At 42.9% G+C, this 15,134-nt stretch carries 14 protein-coding genes and 1 other RNA gene; 9 read left to right on the top strand and 6 right to left on the bottom strand.

Annotated features, from left to right (window positions below; all coding sequences use genetic code 11):
• Positions 1-6: 6 nt before the first annotated feature.
• The 3 genes from M1F05_RS13890 to zapA all read right to left on the bottom strand — a co-directional run bounded on the left by M1F05_RS13890 (position 7) and on the right by zapA (position 1,340).
• Positions 7-597: a 5-formyltetrahydrofolate cyclo-ligase gene (locus M1F05_RS13890; protein WP_206082657.1), complete on the bottom strand. Its 591-nt coding sequence runs from the start codon at positions 595-597 to the stop codon at positions 7-9.
• 120 nt (positions 598-717) lie between these two features.
• Positions 718-899: non-coding RNA, 6S RNA (gene ssrS, locus M1F05_RS13885), on the bottom strand.
• Positions 900-1,010: 111 nt separating this feature from the next.
• Positions 1,011-1,340, bottom strand: a complete 330-nt coding sequence (gene zapA / locus M1F05_RS13880) for a cell division protein ZapA (protein WP_047756767.1) — start codon at positions 1,338-1,340, stop codon at positions 1,011-1,013.
• Between the two features lie 138 nt (positions 1,341-1,478).
• Here zapA and M1F05_RS13875 point away from each other — a divergent pair, with 138 nt between their 5' ends.
• From M1F05_RS13875 to gcvP, 7 genes are all read left to right on the top strand, one after another.
• Positions 1,479-2,057, top strand: coding sequence for a YecA family protein (locus tag M1F05_RS13875; RefSeq protein ID WP_206082656.1), 579 nt, complete (start codon positions 1,479-1,481; stop codon positions 2,055-2,057).
• A gap of 164 nt (positions 2,058-2,221) precedes the next feature.
• A complete protein-coding gene (gene pepP / locus M1F05_RS13870; protein WP_206082655.1) occupies positions 2,222-3,544 on the top strand; it encodes a Xaa-Pro aminopeptidase in 1,323 nt (440 codons plus the stop codon).
• Positions 3,545-3,592: 48 nt separating this feature from the next.
• On the top strand, positions 3,593-4,771 hold the full coding sequence (ubiH, locus tag M1F05_RS13865; protein WP_206082654.1) for a 2-octaprenyl-6-methoxyphenyl hydroxylase: 1,179 nt from the start codon (positions 3,593-3,595) through the stop codon (positions 4,769-4,771).
• Positions 4,772-4,795: 24 nt separating this feature from the next.
• On the top strand, positions 4,796-6,025 hold the full coding sequence (ubiI, locus tag M1F05_RS13860; protein WP_206082653.1) for an FAD-dependent 2-octaprenylphenol hydroxylase: 1,230 nt from the start codon (positions 4,796-4,798) through the stop codon (positions 6,023-6,025).
• 570 nt (positions 6,026-6,595) lie between these two features.
• Entirely contained in the window at positions 6,596-7,690 is a 1,095-nt protein-coding gene (gcvT, locus tag M1F05_RS13855) for a glycine cleavage system aminomethyltransferase GcvT (protein ID WP_206082652.1), read from the top strand.
• A 43-nt stretch (positions 7,691-7,733) separates the two neighbouring features.
• On the top strand, positions 7,734-8,126 hold the full coding sequence (gcvH, locus tag M1F05_RS13850) for a glycine cleavage system protein GcvH (RefSeq protein ID WP_047756761.1): 393 nt from the start codon (positions 7,734-7,736) through the stop codon (positions 8,124-8,126).
• Positions 8,127-8,507: 381 nt separating this feature from the next.
• Positions 8,508-11,384 (top strand): aminomethyl-transferring glycine dehydrogenase, encoded by a 2,877-nt coding sequence (gene gcvP, locus M1F05_RS13845; protein ID WP_206082651.1) that lies wholly within the window; start codon positions 8,508-8,510, stop codon positions 11,382-11,384.
• Between the two features lie 99 nt (positions 11,385-11,483).
• Here the strand turns inward: gcvP and M1F05_RS13840 are convergent, their stop codons facing one another.
• The 3 genes from M1F05_RS13840 to ygfZ form a co-directional block, all read right to left on the bottom strand.
• A complete protein-coding gene (locus M1F05_RS13840) occupies positions 11,484-12,380 on the bottom strand; it encodes a YncE family protein (protein ID WP_206082650.1) in 897 nt (298 codons plus the stop codon).
• Between the two features lie 191 nt (positions 12,381-12,571).
• Positions 12,572-13,192, bottom strand: coding sequence for an HD domain-containing protein (locus M1F05_RS13835; RefSeq protein WP_206082649.1), 621 nt, complete (start codon positions 13,190-13,192; stop codon positions 12,572-12,574).
• A gap of 11 nt (positions 13,193-13,203) precedes the next feature.
• A complete protein-coding gene (ygfZ, locus tag M1F05_RS13830; RefSeq protein WP_206082648.1) occupies positions 13,204-14,190 on the bottom strand; it encodes a tRNA-modifying protein YgfZ in 987 nt (328 codons plus the stop codon).
• Positions 14,191-14,440: 250 nt separating this feature from the next.
• On the opposite strand from ygfZ, the gene sdhE reads away from it, so the two are divergent.
• Both sdhE and M1F05_RS13820 read left to right on the top strand, forming a co-directional pair.
• Complete coding sequence (sdhE, locus tag M1F05_RS13825) at positions 14,441-14,707, top strand: FAD assembly factor SdhE (RefSeq protein WP_206082647.1); 267 nt, start codon at positions 14,441-14,443, stop codon at positions 14,705-14,707.
• Complete coding sequence (locus M1F05_RS13820) at positions 14,637-15,098, top strand: protein YgfX (RefSeq protein WP_241016779.1); 462 nt, start codon at positions 14,637-14,639, stop codon at positions 15,096-15,098. Before sdhE ends, M1F05_RS13820 begins: the two co-directional genes overlap by 71 nt.
• Positions 15,099-15,134: the final 36 nt, after the last annotated feature.

Below are 15,134 nucleotides of genomic sequence, written 5' to 3'. Positions count from 1 at the left end.
TATTGATTACCAGCGCCATATTTTTTTCGGGGTAATAATTTCAGGTAATGGAATATCCCAATGAGCAACAGGCAACAGTTCAACATGTTGGCAATCATGAGCCAGACCGATGGGGTAAAAACCACTTTTCTGCCAATTCGATAACGTTCTATCGTAAAAACCGCCACCCATTCCTAAGCGTTGTCCTTGGCTATCAAAGGCCACTAGCGGAATTAACATCACATCAAGTTGCTCGGGTGGTAAAACATCACGCACATCTAATGGCGGCTCCGCAATATTAAAGCGATTTTTCACTAGCTGTGAATCTGGGTGATAGTGAAGAAATAGCAAATGGTGGGCACTAAAAGGGTGTAAAACAGGTAAGTAAATCTGTTTATTTTGTTGCCATAAGGCATCAATAAGCGGTTGGGTATTAATTTCACCATCAAAAGAAAGAAATAACGCAATATTATTGGCTTGTGCAATTTTCGGGTGGTGCAATGCGTTATGCATGACTTGCTCAGCGGCACTGTGTTGTTGTTCAGGGCTTAGTTGGCGGCGTGCTTGACGAATAGTTCGGCGTACCTGTTGGCGTTGTGTCGAGAGGGAGTCTTGCATGTGATAACCTGTTATAAATGCAATAAGAAACAGTTAACCCAGTAATTATATTACTTAGAGTATATCGCAAGATGAAAGGTTATGCAGAAAACAAATGAAAAATAAGCAGAAACTAAATTGAGGGTCTCCAAGATGCCGTTGTAGGCTGTAACCCTTGAACCCTTGGTTCAAGGTGAACGCAGTTTAGCAACCTTTAGGCTTCCTGAACGAATCAGGCATGCTCACCAGCGCAATAACCGCATTCTTTTTAGTTGAAATATCGGCTCAGGGGACTCGCCCACTCACGCGCATCTCAGAGAAATTTGGTTTGAGAACTTATCGTTACTCAGTGATTTCATTGTACGAAACTAGATTTAAAATGCAACCCTAATTTTGTATATTTTTTTTTACTAGTGTCTGATTAATAAGCAGATTTACTCTAAGGGCAATACTTGCCTCTCAGTGATTTTCACCTGATCGTGCAAGGCTTGTTCTATTGTGTGCTGCAACATTTTTATCTTCTCTTCCATATTATAAGCATAATCACGCGTTTTTGTCTTTTCTTGTGCTAATTCGTGACAGACGTTCAATGCTACGATAAAAATAAGTTGTTCCATATTGGTAACACCGCTTTTATCTTTCAGATTTTGCAAGCGTTGTTCTAATTCTTTAGCCGACTCAAGAAGGGCCTCTTTTTGTTCTGATGGGCAATTAACGCGCATTGAACGCCCAAAAATCTGAATGTCGACAGGTTGTGCGGACATGAAACCTCCATACTGAATAATACTCGCCATAAATACATCATATTTGGCGCAATTAATAGATAAGACAAAAGCATACTGGTTAGCGACTACCCTTGATGGTAGCATATCACGAATCATAAGCTAACATGACGAATTCAGATGTCTATACAAAAATCTTTACCAAACTATGAATCACTGGACAAACTGCTGCAACAGCACTCAATAGCACTTACCGCAGCGGAAATCCATGGTTTAATTACGGGCTTAATCTGTGGTGGAAGCCGTGATCATGGCTGGCAAACACTTGTCCATGACCTTGCTAACGATGGCCTTGCATTCCCGCAAACTGTCGCTCAACCTCTGCGTGAATTGTTCGATACCACATTTGAAGCGCTTGATGACAGTGAATTTGCATTTACCATGCTATTCCCTGATGAAGAGGCGTCGATATTTGACCACGCAGATGCATTAGCGGGCTGGGTTAATCACTTTCTATTAGGCGTGGGTGTCGCACAACCGAAATTAGCTGATAAAAAAGAAATCAGTGAAGTCATTACGGATTTGCGTAATATCGGGATGCTTGGTTACGATGAAGATGAAGACCAAGAAGAACTAGAACAGGCACTAGAAGAAGTGGTTGAATACGTGAGAGTGGCTGTGCAGTTATGTTATATCGCGTTAGTTGAGCCGAAAAAAGGCCCAACTGTTGTTGAGAATAACAAGCCGATCCTTCACTAATCCCGACTTGTTTATGACTAAAAACACGCCACTTTGTTTTATCGAAAGGTAGAACGAAGCGGCTTTGGGTCGATTTTAATCAGTGTTAAGTCATTATCGTCGCGCATATTGGCACCAACAATATGTTAGCAACCTAATAATTCAGATAATAAGGCAAAAACGGTATGAATAAACAGGAATTTGTTGCTCGTCGCAATGCATTATTGGCAAAAATGGACGCGGGAAGTGCAGCAGTGGTTTTTTCTGCACCAACTGCGCAGCGTAATGCCGATTGTGAATACCCGTATCGTCAACACAGTGATTTTCTTTATTTGACAGGGTTTAGTGAGCCAGAAGCGGTATTAGTACTGATTAAAAGTGATGAAAAGCATAGCCATACTGTTCTTTTTAACCGCGTTCGTGATTTAACGGCTGAAATTTGGTTTGGTCGTCGCCTTGGTCAAGAAGCTGCCCCTCAAAAACTGGGGATTGATAAAGCATTGCCCTTTGATGAAATTGAAGAACAACTTTACCAATTACTGAATGGATTGGATGTGGTTTATCATGCTCAGGGGGAATTTGCGTATGCAGATAAGCTGGTATTTGATGCGCTGGAAACCTTGCGTAAAGGCAGTCGCCGTAATCTACGTGCACCGCAAGCGGTTATCGATTGGCGTCCAATCGTCCATGAAATGCGCTTGTTTAAATCTGAGGCCGAACTGAATACCATGCGTGAGGCAGGGCGAATTTCCGCCTTAGCACATATTCGTGCGATGGAAACCTGCCGACCAAATATGTATGAATATCAACTCTGTGGCGAGTTAGAACACGAGTTCATTTGTCATGGAGCACGTTTCCCATCGTATAACTCGATTGTGGGTAGCGGCGAAAATGCCTGCATTTTGCATTACACCGAAAATGAATGCCAAATGAAAGATGGCGAGTTAGTGTTGATTGACGCAGGCGCCGAGTTTGACGGCTATGCAGGGGACATCACTCGCACTTTCCCAGTGAACGGTAAGTTTAGTCAAGCACAGCGTGAAATTTATGACATTGTTCTTAAAGCGCTGGATACAGCATTAACGCTGTATCGCCCAGGTACCAGTATCCATGAGGTAACACGTGAAATTGTGCGGATTAAGACTGAAGGGTTAGTTGCACTCGGAATTTTACAGGGCGACGTCGATCAATTGATCGAAAACAAAGCATATCAAGCTTTCTTTATGCATGGTTTAAGTCATTGGTTAGGGTTAGATGTGCACGATGTTGGTTTCTATGGTACAGACCGTGACCGTACACTAGAAGTAGGAATGGTGCTGACGGTTGAACCTGGTTTATATATTGCGCCAGATGCTGACGTACCGCCACAATACCGTGGCATCGGTATTCGTATTGAAGATGATATTGTGATCACTGAAAACGGGAATGAAAACTTAACGGATTTAGTAGTCAAAGACCCTGATGAAATAGAAGCCCTAATGGCGGCTGCAAAGCAGCGTTTAGGGTAGAGGTTATTAACGGTAAAAGGTTAATCATAAAAAGGTAATAAACAACCCATGAATGTGATCATCGTGGGTGGAGGAATGGCTGGGGCGACATTAGCCTTGGCAATTTCTTCACTTAGCCAAGGAAAATTATCGGTTTCATTAATCGAGGCCTCTTTACCAGAAGGTAAACACCCTGGATTCGACGCGCGTGCTATCGCATTAGCCCATGGTACGTGCCAATATTTAGCGAAAATAGGGGTATGGCCAGCGTTTGCCGATTGTGTAACGCCGATTACTCACGTTCATGTTTCTGACCGTGGGCACGCAGGTTTTGTGAATATCAACGCAAAAGACTATCATATTCCTGCTCTTGGTAATGTGATTGAGTTGCACGAAGCGGGTGCTCGTCTTTTTTCGCTATTACGAAAGGCGCCTGGCGTCACGTTATATTGCCCTGCAAAAGTTGACAGTATTCGCCGCGAACAAGATTCAGTCACCGTGACATTAGATACGGGGAAAACGGTGAGTGGTGAACTATTGATTGCTGCAGATGGTAGTCGTTCTTTAGTTGGTCAAGCCTGCAATATGCAGTGGCAGCAGGATGATTATGGCCAAGTCGCCATTATTGCTAATGTGAAAACGGCCATTGACCCGAAAGGCCAAGCTTTTGAACGCTTTACTGAGTTTGGGCCACTGGCGTTATTACCTATGTCAGAGGGGCGCAGCTCGCTAGTTTGGTGTCATCATCAAGAACATGCGGAGGCGATTAATGCATGGGATGATGCAACCTTTATTAACAAATTGCAGACCGCATTTGGTTGGCGTCTAGGGAAAATAGAAATGGCGGGTAAACGCCATTGCTACCCGCTGGCACTTCGCAAAGCACTGACCCCAGTGAGTCACCGTGTCGTTTTAGTCGGTAATGCAGCTCAAACATTACACCCTATCGCGGGGCAAGGGTTTAACCTTGGTATTCGTGATGTGATGCAATTGGCACAAATTGTGGTTAAGGCTCATGAAAATCAGCAAGATATTGGCAGTTATTCCCTATTAAGTCAGTATCAACAGGCTCGTGCAATTGACCGAGAAAAAACTGTGACCATGACTGATGGTTTGGTTCGCGTATTTGCAAATCGCTGTATCCCATTAATTGTGGGAAGAAATTTAGGTTTAATGGCAATGGAGATGTTGCCGCCTGTCCGCGATGTTTTGGCTCGTCAAACATTGGGCTGGGTTGTTCACCAATAACCACGATATAAAGAGGAAAAAAGTATGCAATCGTTTGATGTGGTTATCGCTGGTGGTGGCATGGTGGGGCTTGCCCTTGCATGTGGCCTTGAAGGAAGCGGCCTGCGCGTTGCTGTGGTGGAAAATCATCCACCGAAAAAGACATTTTCTGCGTCGGAGCCTTATGCATTACGAGTATCCGCGATTAATGCGGCAAGTGAAAAACTGTTGACCCATTTGGGCGTTTGGTCAGCGATTAAAAGCATGAGAGCTGCCGCCTATAACGGTATGAAAGTGTGGGACAACAACAGTTTTGGGCGTATCACATTTTCAGCACAAGAGCGCAATCTGACTCATTTAGGCCATATTGTCGAAAATAATGTGGTACGCGATGCATTGTGGCAAAAGGCTTCTGAACTGCGTGATGTGACATTATTGGCACCTGCAACCATTAAAAAAGTCGTATGGGGTGAGAATGATGTGTTTATCACGTTAGATGATGAAAACATGTTGACTGCAAGGCTGATTGTAGGCGCTGATGGCGCGAATTCGTGGTTACGTAGCCATGCCGATATCCCACTGACGTTTTGGGATTACGAACATACCGCGCTGGTGGCAACTATTCGCACAGAAAAACCGCACGAAGGTGTTGCTCGCCAATCTTTTGATGGCGAAGGCATTTTGGCCTTTCTACCATTAGCTGATCCGCATCTTTGCTCCATTGTTTGGTCACAGCCGGCAACAGAAGCCGCAAGGCGCCAAGCATTGGATAAAGCCGATTTTGATAAAGAACTTGCTGTTGCGTTCGATGTTCAGCTTGGTCTTTGCCAAGTCGAAAGTGACCGTATGACCATTCCGCTCACAGGGCGTTATGCACGGCAGTTTGCGGCGCAGCGATTAGCCTTATTGGGGGATGCAGCCCATACCATCCACCCATTGGCTGGACAAGGGGTTAACCTTGGTTTCATGGATGTGGCGATGTTAATCGGTGAAATTAAGCGTTTACATCGTGAAGGTAAGGATTTTGGCCAGTATTTTTATTTGCGCGATTATGAGCGTAGTCGTAAACACAGCGCTGCATTGATGTTAGCAGGGATGCAAGGTTTCCGTGAGTTGTTCGATGGCAATAACCCAGCGAAAAAACTCTTGCGTGATATAGGCTTAGTATTGGCAGATAGCCTACCAGGTGTAAAACCCCAATTATTGAACCACGCGATGGGGTTGTTTGATATGCCTAAGTGGTTGGAACAGCTACAAGTTGATGAAGTAGTATAAATTCCTTTCTCAGAAGGCATAATATAAATTATGCCTTCTCAAATGATTAAAACCTTCCAATTTTCCACTATCAGTGACCTATTTTTTCATAACATCAATTGCCAATTTAAATAATTGAGTCATTCATCTTTTTATCTTTTGTCGCCATTGATGATCATTTCTGAGTTAATTTTGCTCTGTTATTATTTCCATCAATGACTGAAAAAAACTAATTACATCAAGTTTTCGCATTAGTTTTTCTAATTTAATGGGCTTTTAATTAATTAAATCATTCATGTGTTTTTAGAGCTGCCTGACGATATTTTGAGCTAAATAAGCAGTGTTGGGCTGTTTTTGAGTGATCATTCTCAATTATTTAACAAAAATCACTGGTAAAAGTAGGGGGTAATCAGTAATACAGAGGGAGATATCGCCCTATTTTTTTTTATAGAGTCAGAAGGCAAACAGTGGTAGTTTTTTAACAGAAGTTATCGTTTGCGTTAGGTTAAAAATGCCCATTTAATAATGACCAATTGATATTTTTAACCCGTAAACATTCCAAAATATCTTAATCGAACAAAGAGGGTATTCATGGTAAAGCAGACAACACTGTATGACGAGCATATTGCTTGTGGTGCAAAGATGGTGGATTTTCATGGTTGGATGATGCCATTGCATTATGGTTCGCAAATTAATGAACATAATGTTGTTCGAACGGATGCAGGGATGTTTGATGTTTCCCATATGACCATTGTCGATTTGCATGGCGGTGGCTGCCGTGACTTCCTTCGTTACCTTTTAGCGAATGATATCAATAAACTCACCGAGCAAGGCAAAGCACTGTATACCGGTATGTTGAATGCATCAGGTGGTGTGATTGATGACTTGATTGTGTATTACTTTGCTGATGATTTTTATCGTCTCGTGGTTAACTCGGCAACACGGGAAAAAGACCTTGCATGGATTGAGCAACACGCTGCAGGCTATGCCGTCGATATCCAAGTGCGTGATGATTTAGCTCTTCTTGCTGTTCAAGGCCCTAAAGCGCCAGAGAAAGTCCATTCATTATTGAGCCCAGAGCAAAAGCATGCCATTGAGGGTATGAAGCCATTTTATGGCGTTCAAACTGGCGATTTGTTTATCGCAACAACGGGTTATACTGGCGAAAAAGGCTATGAAATTGCAATGCCAAAAGAACAGGTTGTTGATTTTTGGCATAAATTATTGAAAGCAGGTGTTCATCCTGCAGGCTTAGGTGCCCGTGATACATTACGTTTAGAGGCAGGGATGAACCTATACGGCCAAGATATGGATGAAACAATTTCTCCTCTTGCTGCAAATATGGGTTGGACGATTGCGTGGAAACCTGAAGACCGCCAGTTTATTGGCCGTGAAGCGCTCGAAAAATTACGTGAGCAAGGAACAGAAAAACTTGTCGGTATTGTGATGCGTGATAAGGGTATACTGCGTGCAGGGCAAGTGATTCGCTTCACTGATGATTTGGGTGAATTGAAAGAAGGCGTCATTACCAGTGGTTCTTTCTCACCCACTTTAGGTTTTAGTATTGCGTTGGCACGTGTCCCGAACGGAATTCAAGACAAAGCGATTGTTGAAATTCGACAGCGAGAAATGCCAGTTGAAGTGGTTAAACCGGGCTTTGTCCGCGAAGGTAACCGCTTAGTGTAATTTGGGCTAACCCAATCAATAAATTTAAAATGAGAGGCTAATGATGAGCAATACACCTAAAGAGTTAATGTATACCCGTGAACATGAGTGGCTGCGTGATGAAGGCAATGGTGAATATACCGTTGGTATCACTGAACATGCGCAAGAAACGTTAGGGGACATGGTGTTTGTTGATTTACCTGAGGTGGGAAATGTCGTCAGTGCAGGTGATGATGTTGCTGTGGTTGAATCTGTAAAAGCCGCGTCTGATATCTATGCACCACTGAGCGGCGAAATTGTGGCAGTAAACAGCGAACTGAGCGATTCTCCTGAGCTGGTAAATGAACAACCATACCAAGAAGGTTGGATTTTCCGTATTAAAGCATCGGATACCGCAGAGCTGGCGGATTTGATTGATGCGGCGGGGTATACCTCTATGATTGAAGCTGAAGAATAGTTTATTTGTCATCTTTTGTGTTGTGGCGGTGTTGGCTGCACTCGACAACTTGGCTCACATACTTGTGTATGCTCCCCAAGATTGTCTTCGTTTGCCGCCTAGCCACAACTCAAACTATTTAGAATAAAATCCTCGTCATATTTCATCTTGTGGCGGTGTTGGCTTCGCTCACTCGCCCTAGTCACATACTTGTGTATGCTCCTAGGGGCTCATTTGCTTGCCGCCTAGCCACAAGCTGAACTATTTAGAGGATTGATAAAATATAATTCGTTAGAAACAAGAAACAAATCGCTACATCACTGATTTTGAGTGTTATCTCGCAAGTTCCGTAATAACCGCCCGACAACTTATGCATAGCAGACAAAGGATGGGAACACAGATATGTCGATGTCACTGAGTCAATTAGAAAACCGTTCAGAATTTATCTCGCGCCACATTGGATCTTCAGAACAACAAATAAAAACCATGTTAGATACCGTGGGGGCGTCATCGCTCGATAACTTAATGGATAAAATTGTGCCGAAGGCCATTTTACTTCCAGAGCCGCCAAGAGTAGGCGGCGGAGCCACCGAACAAGAAGCATTGGCTGAGTTAAAAGCCATTGCATCGTTGAATAAACGCTATAAAAGCTACATTGGGATGGGCTATGCACCTGCTGTATTGCCACCTGTTATCTTACGTAACTTACTGGAAAACCCAGGTTGGTATACGGCTTATACCCCATATCAACCCGAAGTATCCCAAGGCCGCTTAGAATCTCTTCTTAATTTCCAGCAACTGACTATTGACCTAACAGGGTTAGACCTTGCTTCTGCATCATTATTGGATGAAGCCACTGCCGCGGCAGAAGCGATGGCGATGGCGAAGCGCATTAGTAAATTAAAAAATGCGGAGCGTTTCTTTGTGGCGGATGACGTTCACCCACAAACGCTTGATGTAGTGCGCACGCGTGCAGGGACTTTCGGCTTTGAAATTATTGTCGATAGTGCTGAAAAAGTTTTAGATCATGAAGGCGTATTTGGTGTGTTGTTACAACAAGTTGGCACAACAGGCAATGTTCATGATTACACTGAGCTGCTCGCCCAATTAAAAGAGCGTCAAATTGTCAGCTGTGTTGCGGCAGAAATGATGGCGCTCGTATTATTAACGGCCCCAGGTAAACAAGGGGCGGACATTGTTTTTGGTTCCGCTCAGCGCTTTGGTGTACCGATGGGCTATGGTGGGCCTCACGCAGCATTCTTTGCATGCCGTGATGAGTTTAAACGGGCTATGCCAGGTCGTATTATTGGTGTTTCACGTGATGCAGCGGGTAATACGGCATTACGCATGGCAATGCAAACCCGTGAACAACATATTCGCCGTGAAAAAGCGAACTCGAATATTTGTACATCCCAAGTATTACTGGCTAATATTGCTGCCATGTACGCGGTGTATCATGGCCCTGAAGGGCTTAAATTGATTGCAGGGCGTATCCACCGCTTTACATCAATTTTGGCGAAAGCGTTAGCAGATGCAGGTTTTGTATCACGTCACAAAACCTGGTTTGATACTTTAGCGATTGAGGTGGCAGACAAAACTGCGGTATTAGCGCGTGCAGAAAAAGCAAAAATCAACTTACGTACTGATATTCATGGCGCTGTAGGTGTCACACTAAGTGAAACAACCACTCGCCAAGATATCAATCAATTATTTGCAGTAATCACTGGCTCAGACGAAAAACTAAATTTTGAAAAGCTAGATCAGCAAGTTGCTGAAATTGAACAAGCCATCCCCAATGCATTACAGCGTAAAGACGAAATCTTAGCGCATCCTAATTTCCACCGTTACCACAGCGAAACGGAAATGATGCGTTATATGCATAGCTTAGAGCGCAAAGACTTAGCGCTGAACCAAGCCATGATCCCGCTAGGTTCTTGCACCATGAAGCTCAATGCTGCCGCGGAAATGATCCCAATTACGTGGCCAGAGTTTGGCGAGCTACACCCATTCTGTCCAGCGGATCAAGCTCAAGGCTATCACCAAATGATTGAGCAGCTCTCTCACTGGTTGGTGCAATTAACGGGTTATGATGCGGTTTGTATGCAGCCAAACTCAGGTGCACAAGGGGAATATGCTGGTCTGTTAGCTATTCGCCGTTACCATGAAAGCCGCAATGAAGGTGCGCGTAATATTTGTTTGATCCCTGCTTCTGCGCATGGTACTAACCCTGCATCTGCCCATATGGCAGGAATGGAAGTCGTGGTGGTGCGTTGTGATGATGAAGGTAATATCGACTTAACGGATTTGCGTGAAAAAGCACAGCAGCATAGCGATGATTTATCCTGTGTGATGGTCACTTATCCATCCACCCATGGAGTGTATGAAGAAAGCATTCGCGAAGTGTGTGAAATCATTCACCAGCACGGTGGGCAAGTGTACCTTGATGGTGCCAATATGAATGCGCAGGTTGGGTTGACGACACCTGGCTTCATTGGCGCGGATGTTTCTCATCTTAATTTACATAAAACTTTCTGTATTCCACATGGCGGCGGCGGTCCAGGTATGGGGCCTATTGGTGTGAAAAAGCATCTCGCACCATTTGTGCCAGGGCATAGTGTGGTTGAATTAGATATGGTTACTGACCAAGGCGCGGTTTCCGCTGCTCCGTTTGGTAGTGCGTCAATCTTACCTATCAGCTGGATGTATATTCGCATGATGGGCTCATATGGCTTAAGAAAGGCTAGTCAAGTGGCGATTTTGAATGCGAACTACATCGCTAAGCGCCTTGCGGGTCGTTATGACATTCTGTACACGGGGCAAGAGGGCTATGTGGCTCACGAATGTATCGTCGATTTGCGTCCTATTAAGAAAGATACTGGGATCAGCGAATTAGATATTGCTAAGCGTCTGATTGACTATGGCTTCCATGCGCCAACGATGTCTTTCCCTGTGGCGGGAACATTGATGATTGAGCCAACTGAGTCTGAAAGTATCACAGAAATCAATCGTTTTATCGATGCGATGTTAGCGATACGTGATGAAATTGACCAAGTGGTTGAAGGGAAATGGACATTAGAAGATAACCCGTTAGTGAATTCCCCTCACGTGCAAACTGAACTGGCAAGTGAGTGGCCACACGCTTATAGCCGCGAGCTGGCAGTATTCCCAACGGAACAAACCAGAGCGAACAAATATTGGCCAGCAGTAAAACGCCTTGATGATGTCTATGGCGACCGTCATTTACATTGTTCATGTGTGCCGATTGAAGACTATATGTAATTGATTAATCTGGTAAACTAGATGTATTTAGTTAGATAAATATTAGGCTTGCTTCCTTTTTCATTTTCATTGGGGCAAGCCTTTTTATTCTTCTATCGTTTAACCAGAATATTGGTCAATACCTGTATAACTGTTGCCTTGGTAAATTTTTTCAACCTCACCCGTTGTTATATTAGCTTGATAAACGCCGCCACGGAGATCGGCGACATACATCAGTTGTGCCGATTTATCATAAGTTAGGCCTATTGTTTCTTTGAATCCTCGGCTGATCACGCGGTGATTCGTGAGCCCGTGAAGGGTGACATTGGCACAATTTAGGCTATTACCATCAGGTTCAGCCCCTCTATCAGTCCAATATAAAATATTCGCTTCTTCATCGAGTAACAAATCGATAGGCTCAGGTAAATCAGCCAAGAGTAACTGAATATCACTGCGGCTTTCTGGAGATTGCGGATTTTTGGGTCTTAATGGTGCTCTAAAAATGCGTCCTAAGTTTCCCTTAGGCGTTCCTTTTTGCGTCCAGTAAATCCAATTGTTTTTTAGATCAAGGGCAAAGCCTACACATTGTTCGAGTATGTCAACTTGATCATTTTTATCTCGCGGCCTTGCAATGTGGGTCATTAGATCAGAACCATTAATGCTGCAGGAGCAAACCATTCCACCTTCACGATCGCACCAATATAACCGTTGATTGAGCAGATCGAGTTGTAATTGTTTGGGGGTTCTTATTGCTCCTTTGCCTAATAGCATTTTTCTATTGCTACCATCAAAATGCATAACATTGATTGAGCCATCATTTTCATCAAAATTATCCCCCATGTTGCTCCAATAGATTAAGCGATTATCAGGATCAACTGCAATACCGTCAGGTGTACCCCCGAGTCCTTCAATTAGAGGCATTAGGTGATGAGTTGACTTATTGAACTGAACAATAGAAGGGGAATGAATATCAAGCAATAACAAATAAGGGGAAGCATTTTTATTGTCTTTTGGCATATCTAACCTCATTGACAGCGAATCAAAACTGCATAAAAGATAAATTACTAGGCAATTATTTATCTAAGTATAGTTTAATTTGATTTAATAAATGGCTATTAATTAGGCTAGTTTTATTTAAGGTGAAGGTAAGTGAAGAGATGCTTTCTGGATTAGGCTAAAGCGACAGAAAAGCCGCTTTAGCCGATTAATTAAAGCAACCAACCTTTTTGTTGAGCAAGCTCTAATTGTTGCTTAAGTTGTTGGTAGAACTCAGGAAGTATTTGCTCAATGTAATCACATTTACTGAGTACTTGTTCGAGGCGAATATGATTTTCGACCCAACTTTGACCTTGATTATGCAAGTTCATCAGCATTGGCATGGCTCTATCAATCGCATTCGCATAGAGCGACTCAGGGGTTTCTAATGCGTCGTATTCGTTCCACAGTGCTAACAATGTTGTATTTTGTGGGCTTGGTAAAAGATTAAAAATACGGTTTGCGGCTTTGACTTCTTCTGCATGAATAGCATCACGAGCAGCATTATCGAAAACCAATACATCACCCGCATCAATTTCAACAATATCATGCACGAGAGCCAGTTTAATTGCATGTTCTATATTCACGCCTTGAACATAAGGCGCAAAACTCATTGCGGCAACGGCAAATTGCCAGCTGTGCTCCGCGGTATTTTCATGGCGTTCACGGTTGAGTAGCTTATTTTTACGATAAATACTTTTAAGCTTATCGAGCTCCATTAAAAATTGGACGACTTCAGTAAAAGCCCCAAAATTAACCACCTCAATGGGCTTGTTACTTAATGCAGATGACATAAAAACCTCAATTAATGTTCTTCTTCTAATGAATAAGGTAAAGCTGCAATGGTTAAATGGCTTTGTTCATCAGCCATGACACGAAAAATGCTGTCGGCTTCCATATCGTTATTCATAATGATTTGCACATAAATTTCACCATTACCTAGGCGAACAGCGGCAAGAACAGTTCCTGTGCGGCGCCACTTGTCACCCAATTGCCATTCTACACCTTCGCCAATAGCTGGAAGTGTTGTGGCAGTGCCTTTTAATAAATACATTGCACGTTTATTAGCACCACGGAATTTTGCTCGAGCGACCATTTCTTGGCCAGTATAGCAGCCTTTTTTAAAGCTGATCCCGTGAGGAAGTGCTTGCAGATTAGTTGCTTGCGGCAGGTGCTGTGCGCTATTTTCTTGGTCGATAACTGCGAAACCCGCTTCGAGATCTAACGCGAGCCATTGGTCATCATTGACTTGAGTAGCACCTAATGTTTCAGCCATTTTTTGTGCAACGTCCTCAGTGGCTAACACTAAAAAACGTTCAGCAGGTAATGAAAAATACAACAACGTAGCATCACCCTCAGAGACAACTTGGTTTTGCTCATCAGGTAACGTGGTAAATAACGTTGCGAGTGCTTCTCTTGCCCCTTTTCCTGCAACACCGAGTAATTTTATCTCGGTTTTTTTCTCAAAAGTTACCTTGGAGAAAACAGCGTATTTTTTAAGCTCAGCTAATTGCGAGTCTGCAACACTGCGCCTAAGCAAATAAGAAAAACCCTCTAAATGATGAAATAAGCGTAGGTCACTCCACATTTTTCCTTTTGGGTCACAATGTGCTGTTAAGGTATGAGCTTGTCCCAGTGTGGTGATATCTGCAGTTACTTGTCCTTGCAGATATTTTTCTGCATCGAGGCCTGCAAGATGAATAAGTTCCCAGTTTTCCAGTGAAATCAAAACGAGTGGTAAAGACTGAGATTCAAGGGGAAATTGCTGTGTACTATCAATGTGGGTAGTCATGATTTCACCTGTTGTTCTTGGATAGATTAAAGGTGCTTAATGGTAAAATAGCTAGATAACATTGCAAGTAGTTATTATGATGCAGCTTGCATTATCTCGGATTTTTTTATCATCTGTTTGTAGAAAAACGGCATTTTACTACTAAAATTACAACAATGTAGTCTATGACATGTTTTCTTCGCAGATAATCTGTTAGAGTATTGAAAATAATCAATCTTATCAGTTAACTGCAACAAAAGGTCGTAGTGGAATGGATATTGAGAATAAAGCACGAATTCATTGGGCTTGTCGTCGTGGAATGCGTGAGCTAGATATTTCAATCATGCCTTTTTTTGAGTATGAATACGATAGCTTAACGGTACACGACAAACAAATTTTTGTTCGTTTATTAGAGTGTGCGGATCCAGACTTATTCAATTGGTTAATGAATCACGGTCGTCCTGAGGATGACGAGTTGTTCCGTATGGTCAAACTTATTCAGGAAAAAAATAAAAATCGTGGTCCTGTGGAAATCTAATCTCTCCATTTCATGGAAGACACAATTTTTTTCTACCTGTGTTCATGGTGTCGTTGGCATATTTTTGCTATTGGCTCCATGGTCACAAGGTAATTCTGTGTTTTGGCTGCCATTACTCGTTGTTGTGGTGGCTAGTTGGGCTAAAAGCCAAAAAAATATCAGCAAAATAAAAGGTGTTGCTGTACTGGTAAACGGTAATAAAGTTCAATGGAAGAAAAACGAATGGAATATCGTGAAAGCGCCGTGGCTGACCCGCTATGGTATATTACTGACACTGGAAGCTCTGCAAGGAAAGGCGCAGAAGATTCATTTGTGGGTTGCCAGAGATTCAGTTTCAGAAGAAAACTGGCGGAATCTCAATCAGTTATTGCTCCAATACCCAGATATTTAAAAGTGAGTTCAATCCATAGTTAAGTAGGAACAATAT

This window comes from Providencia sp. PROV252, from assembly GCF_033676005.1.
Taxonomy (GTDB): Bacteria; Pseudomonadota; Gammaproteobacteria; order Enterobacterales; family Enterobacteriaceae; genus Providencia; species Providencia vermicola.
This window is presented reverse-complemented; position numbering and strand designations above follow the sequence as displayed.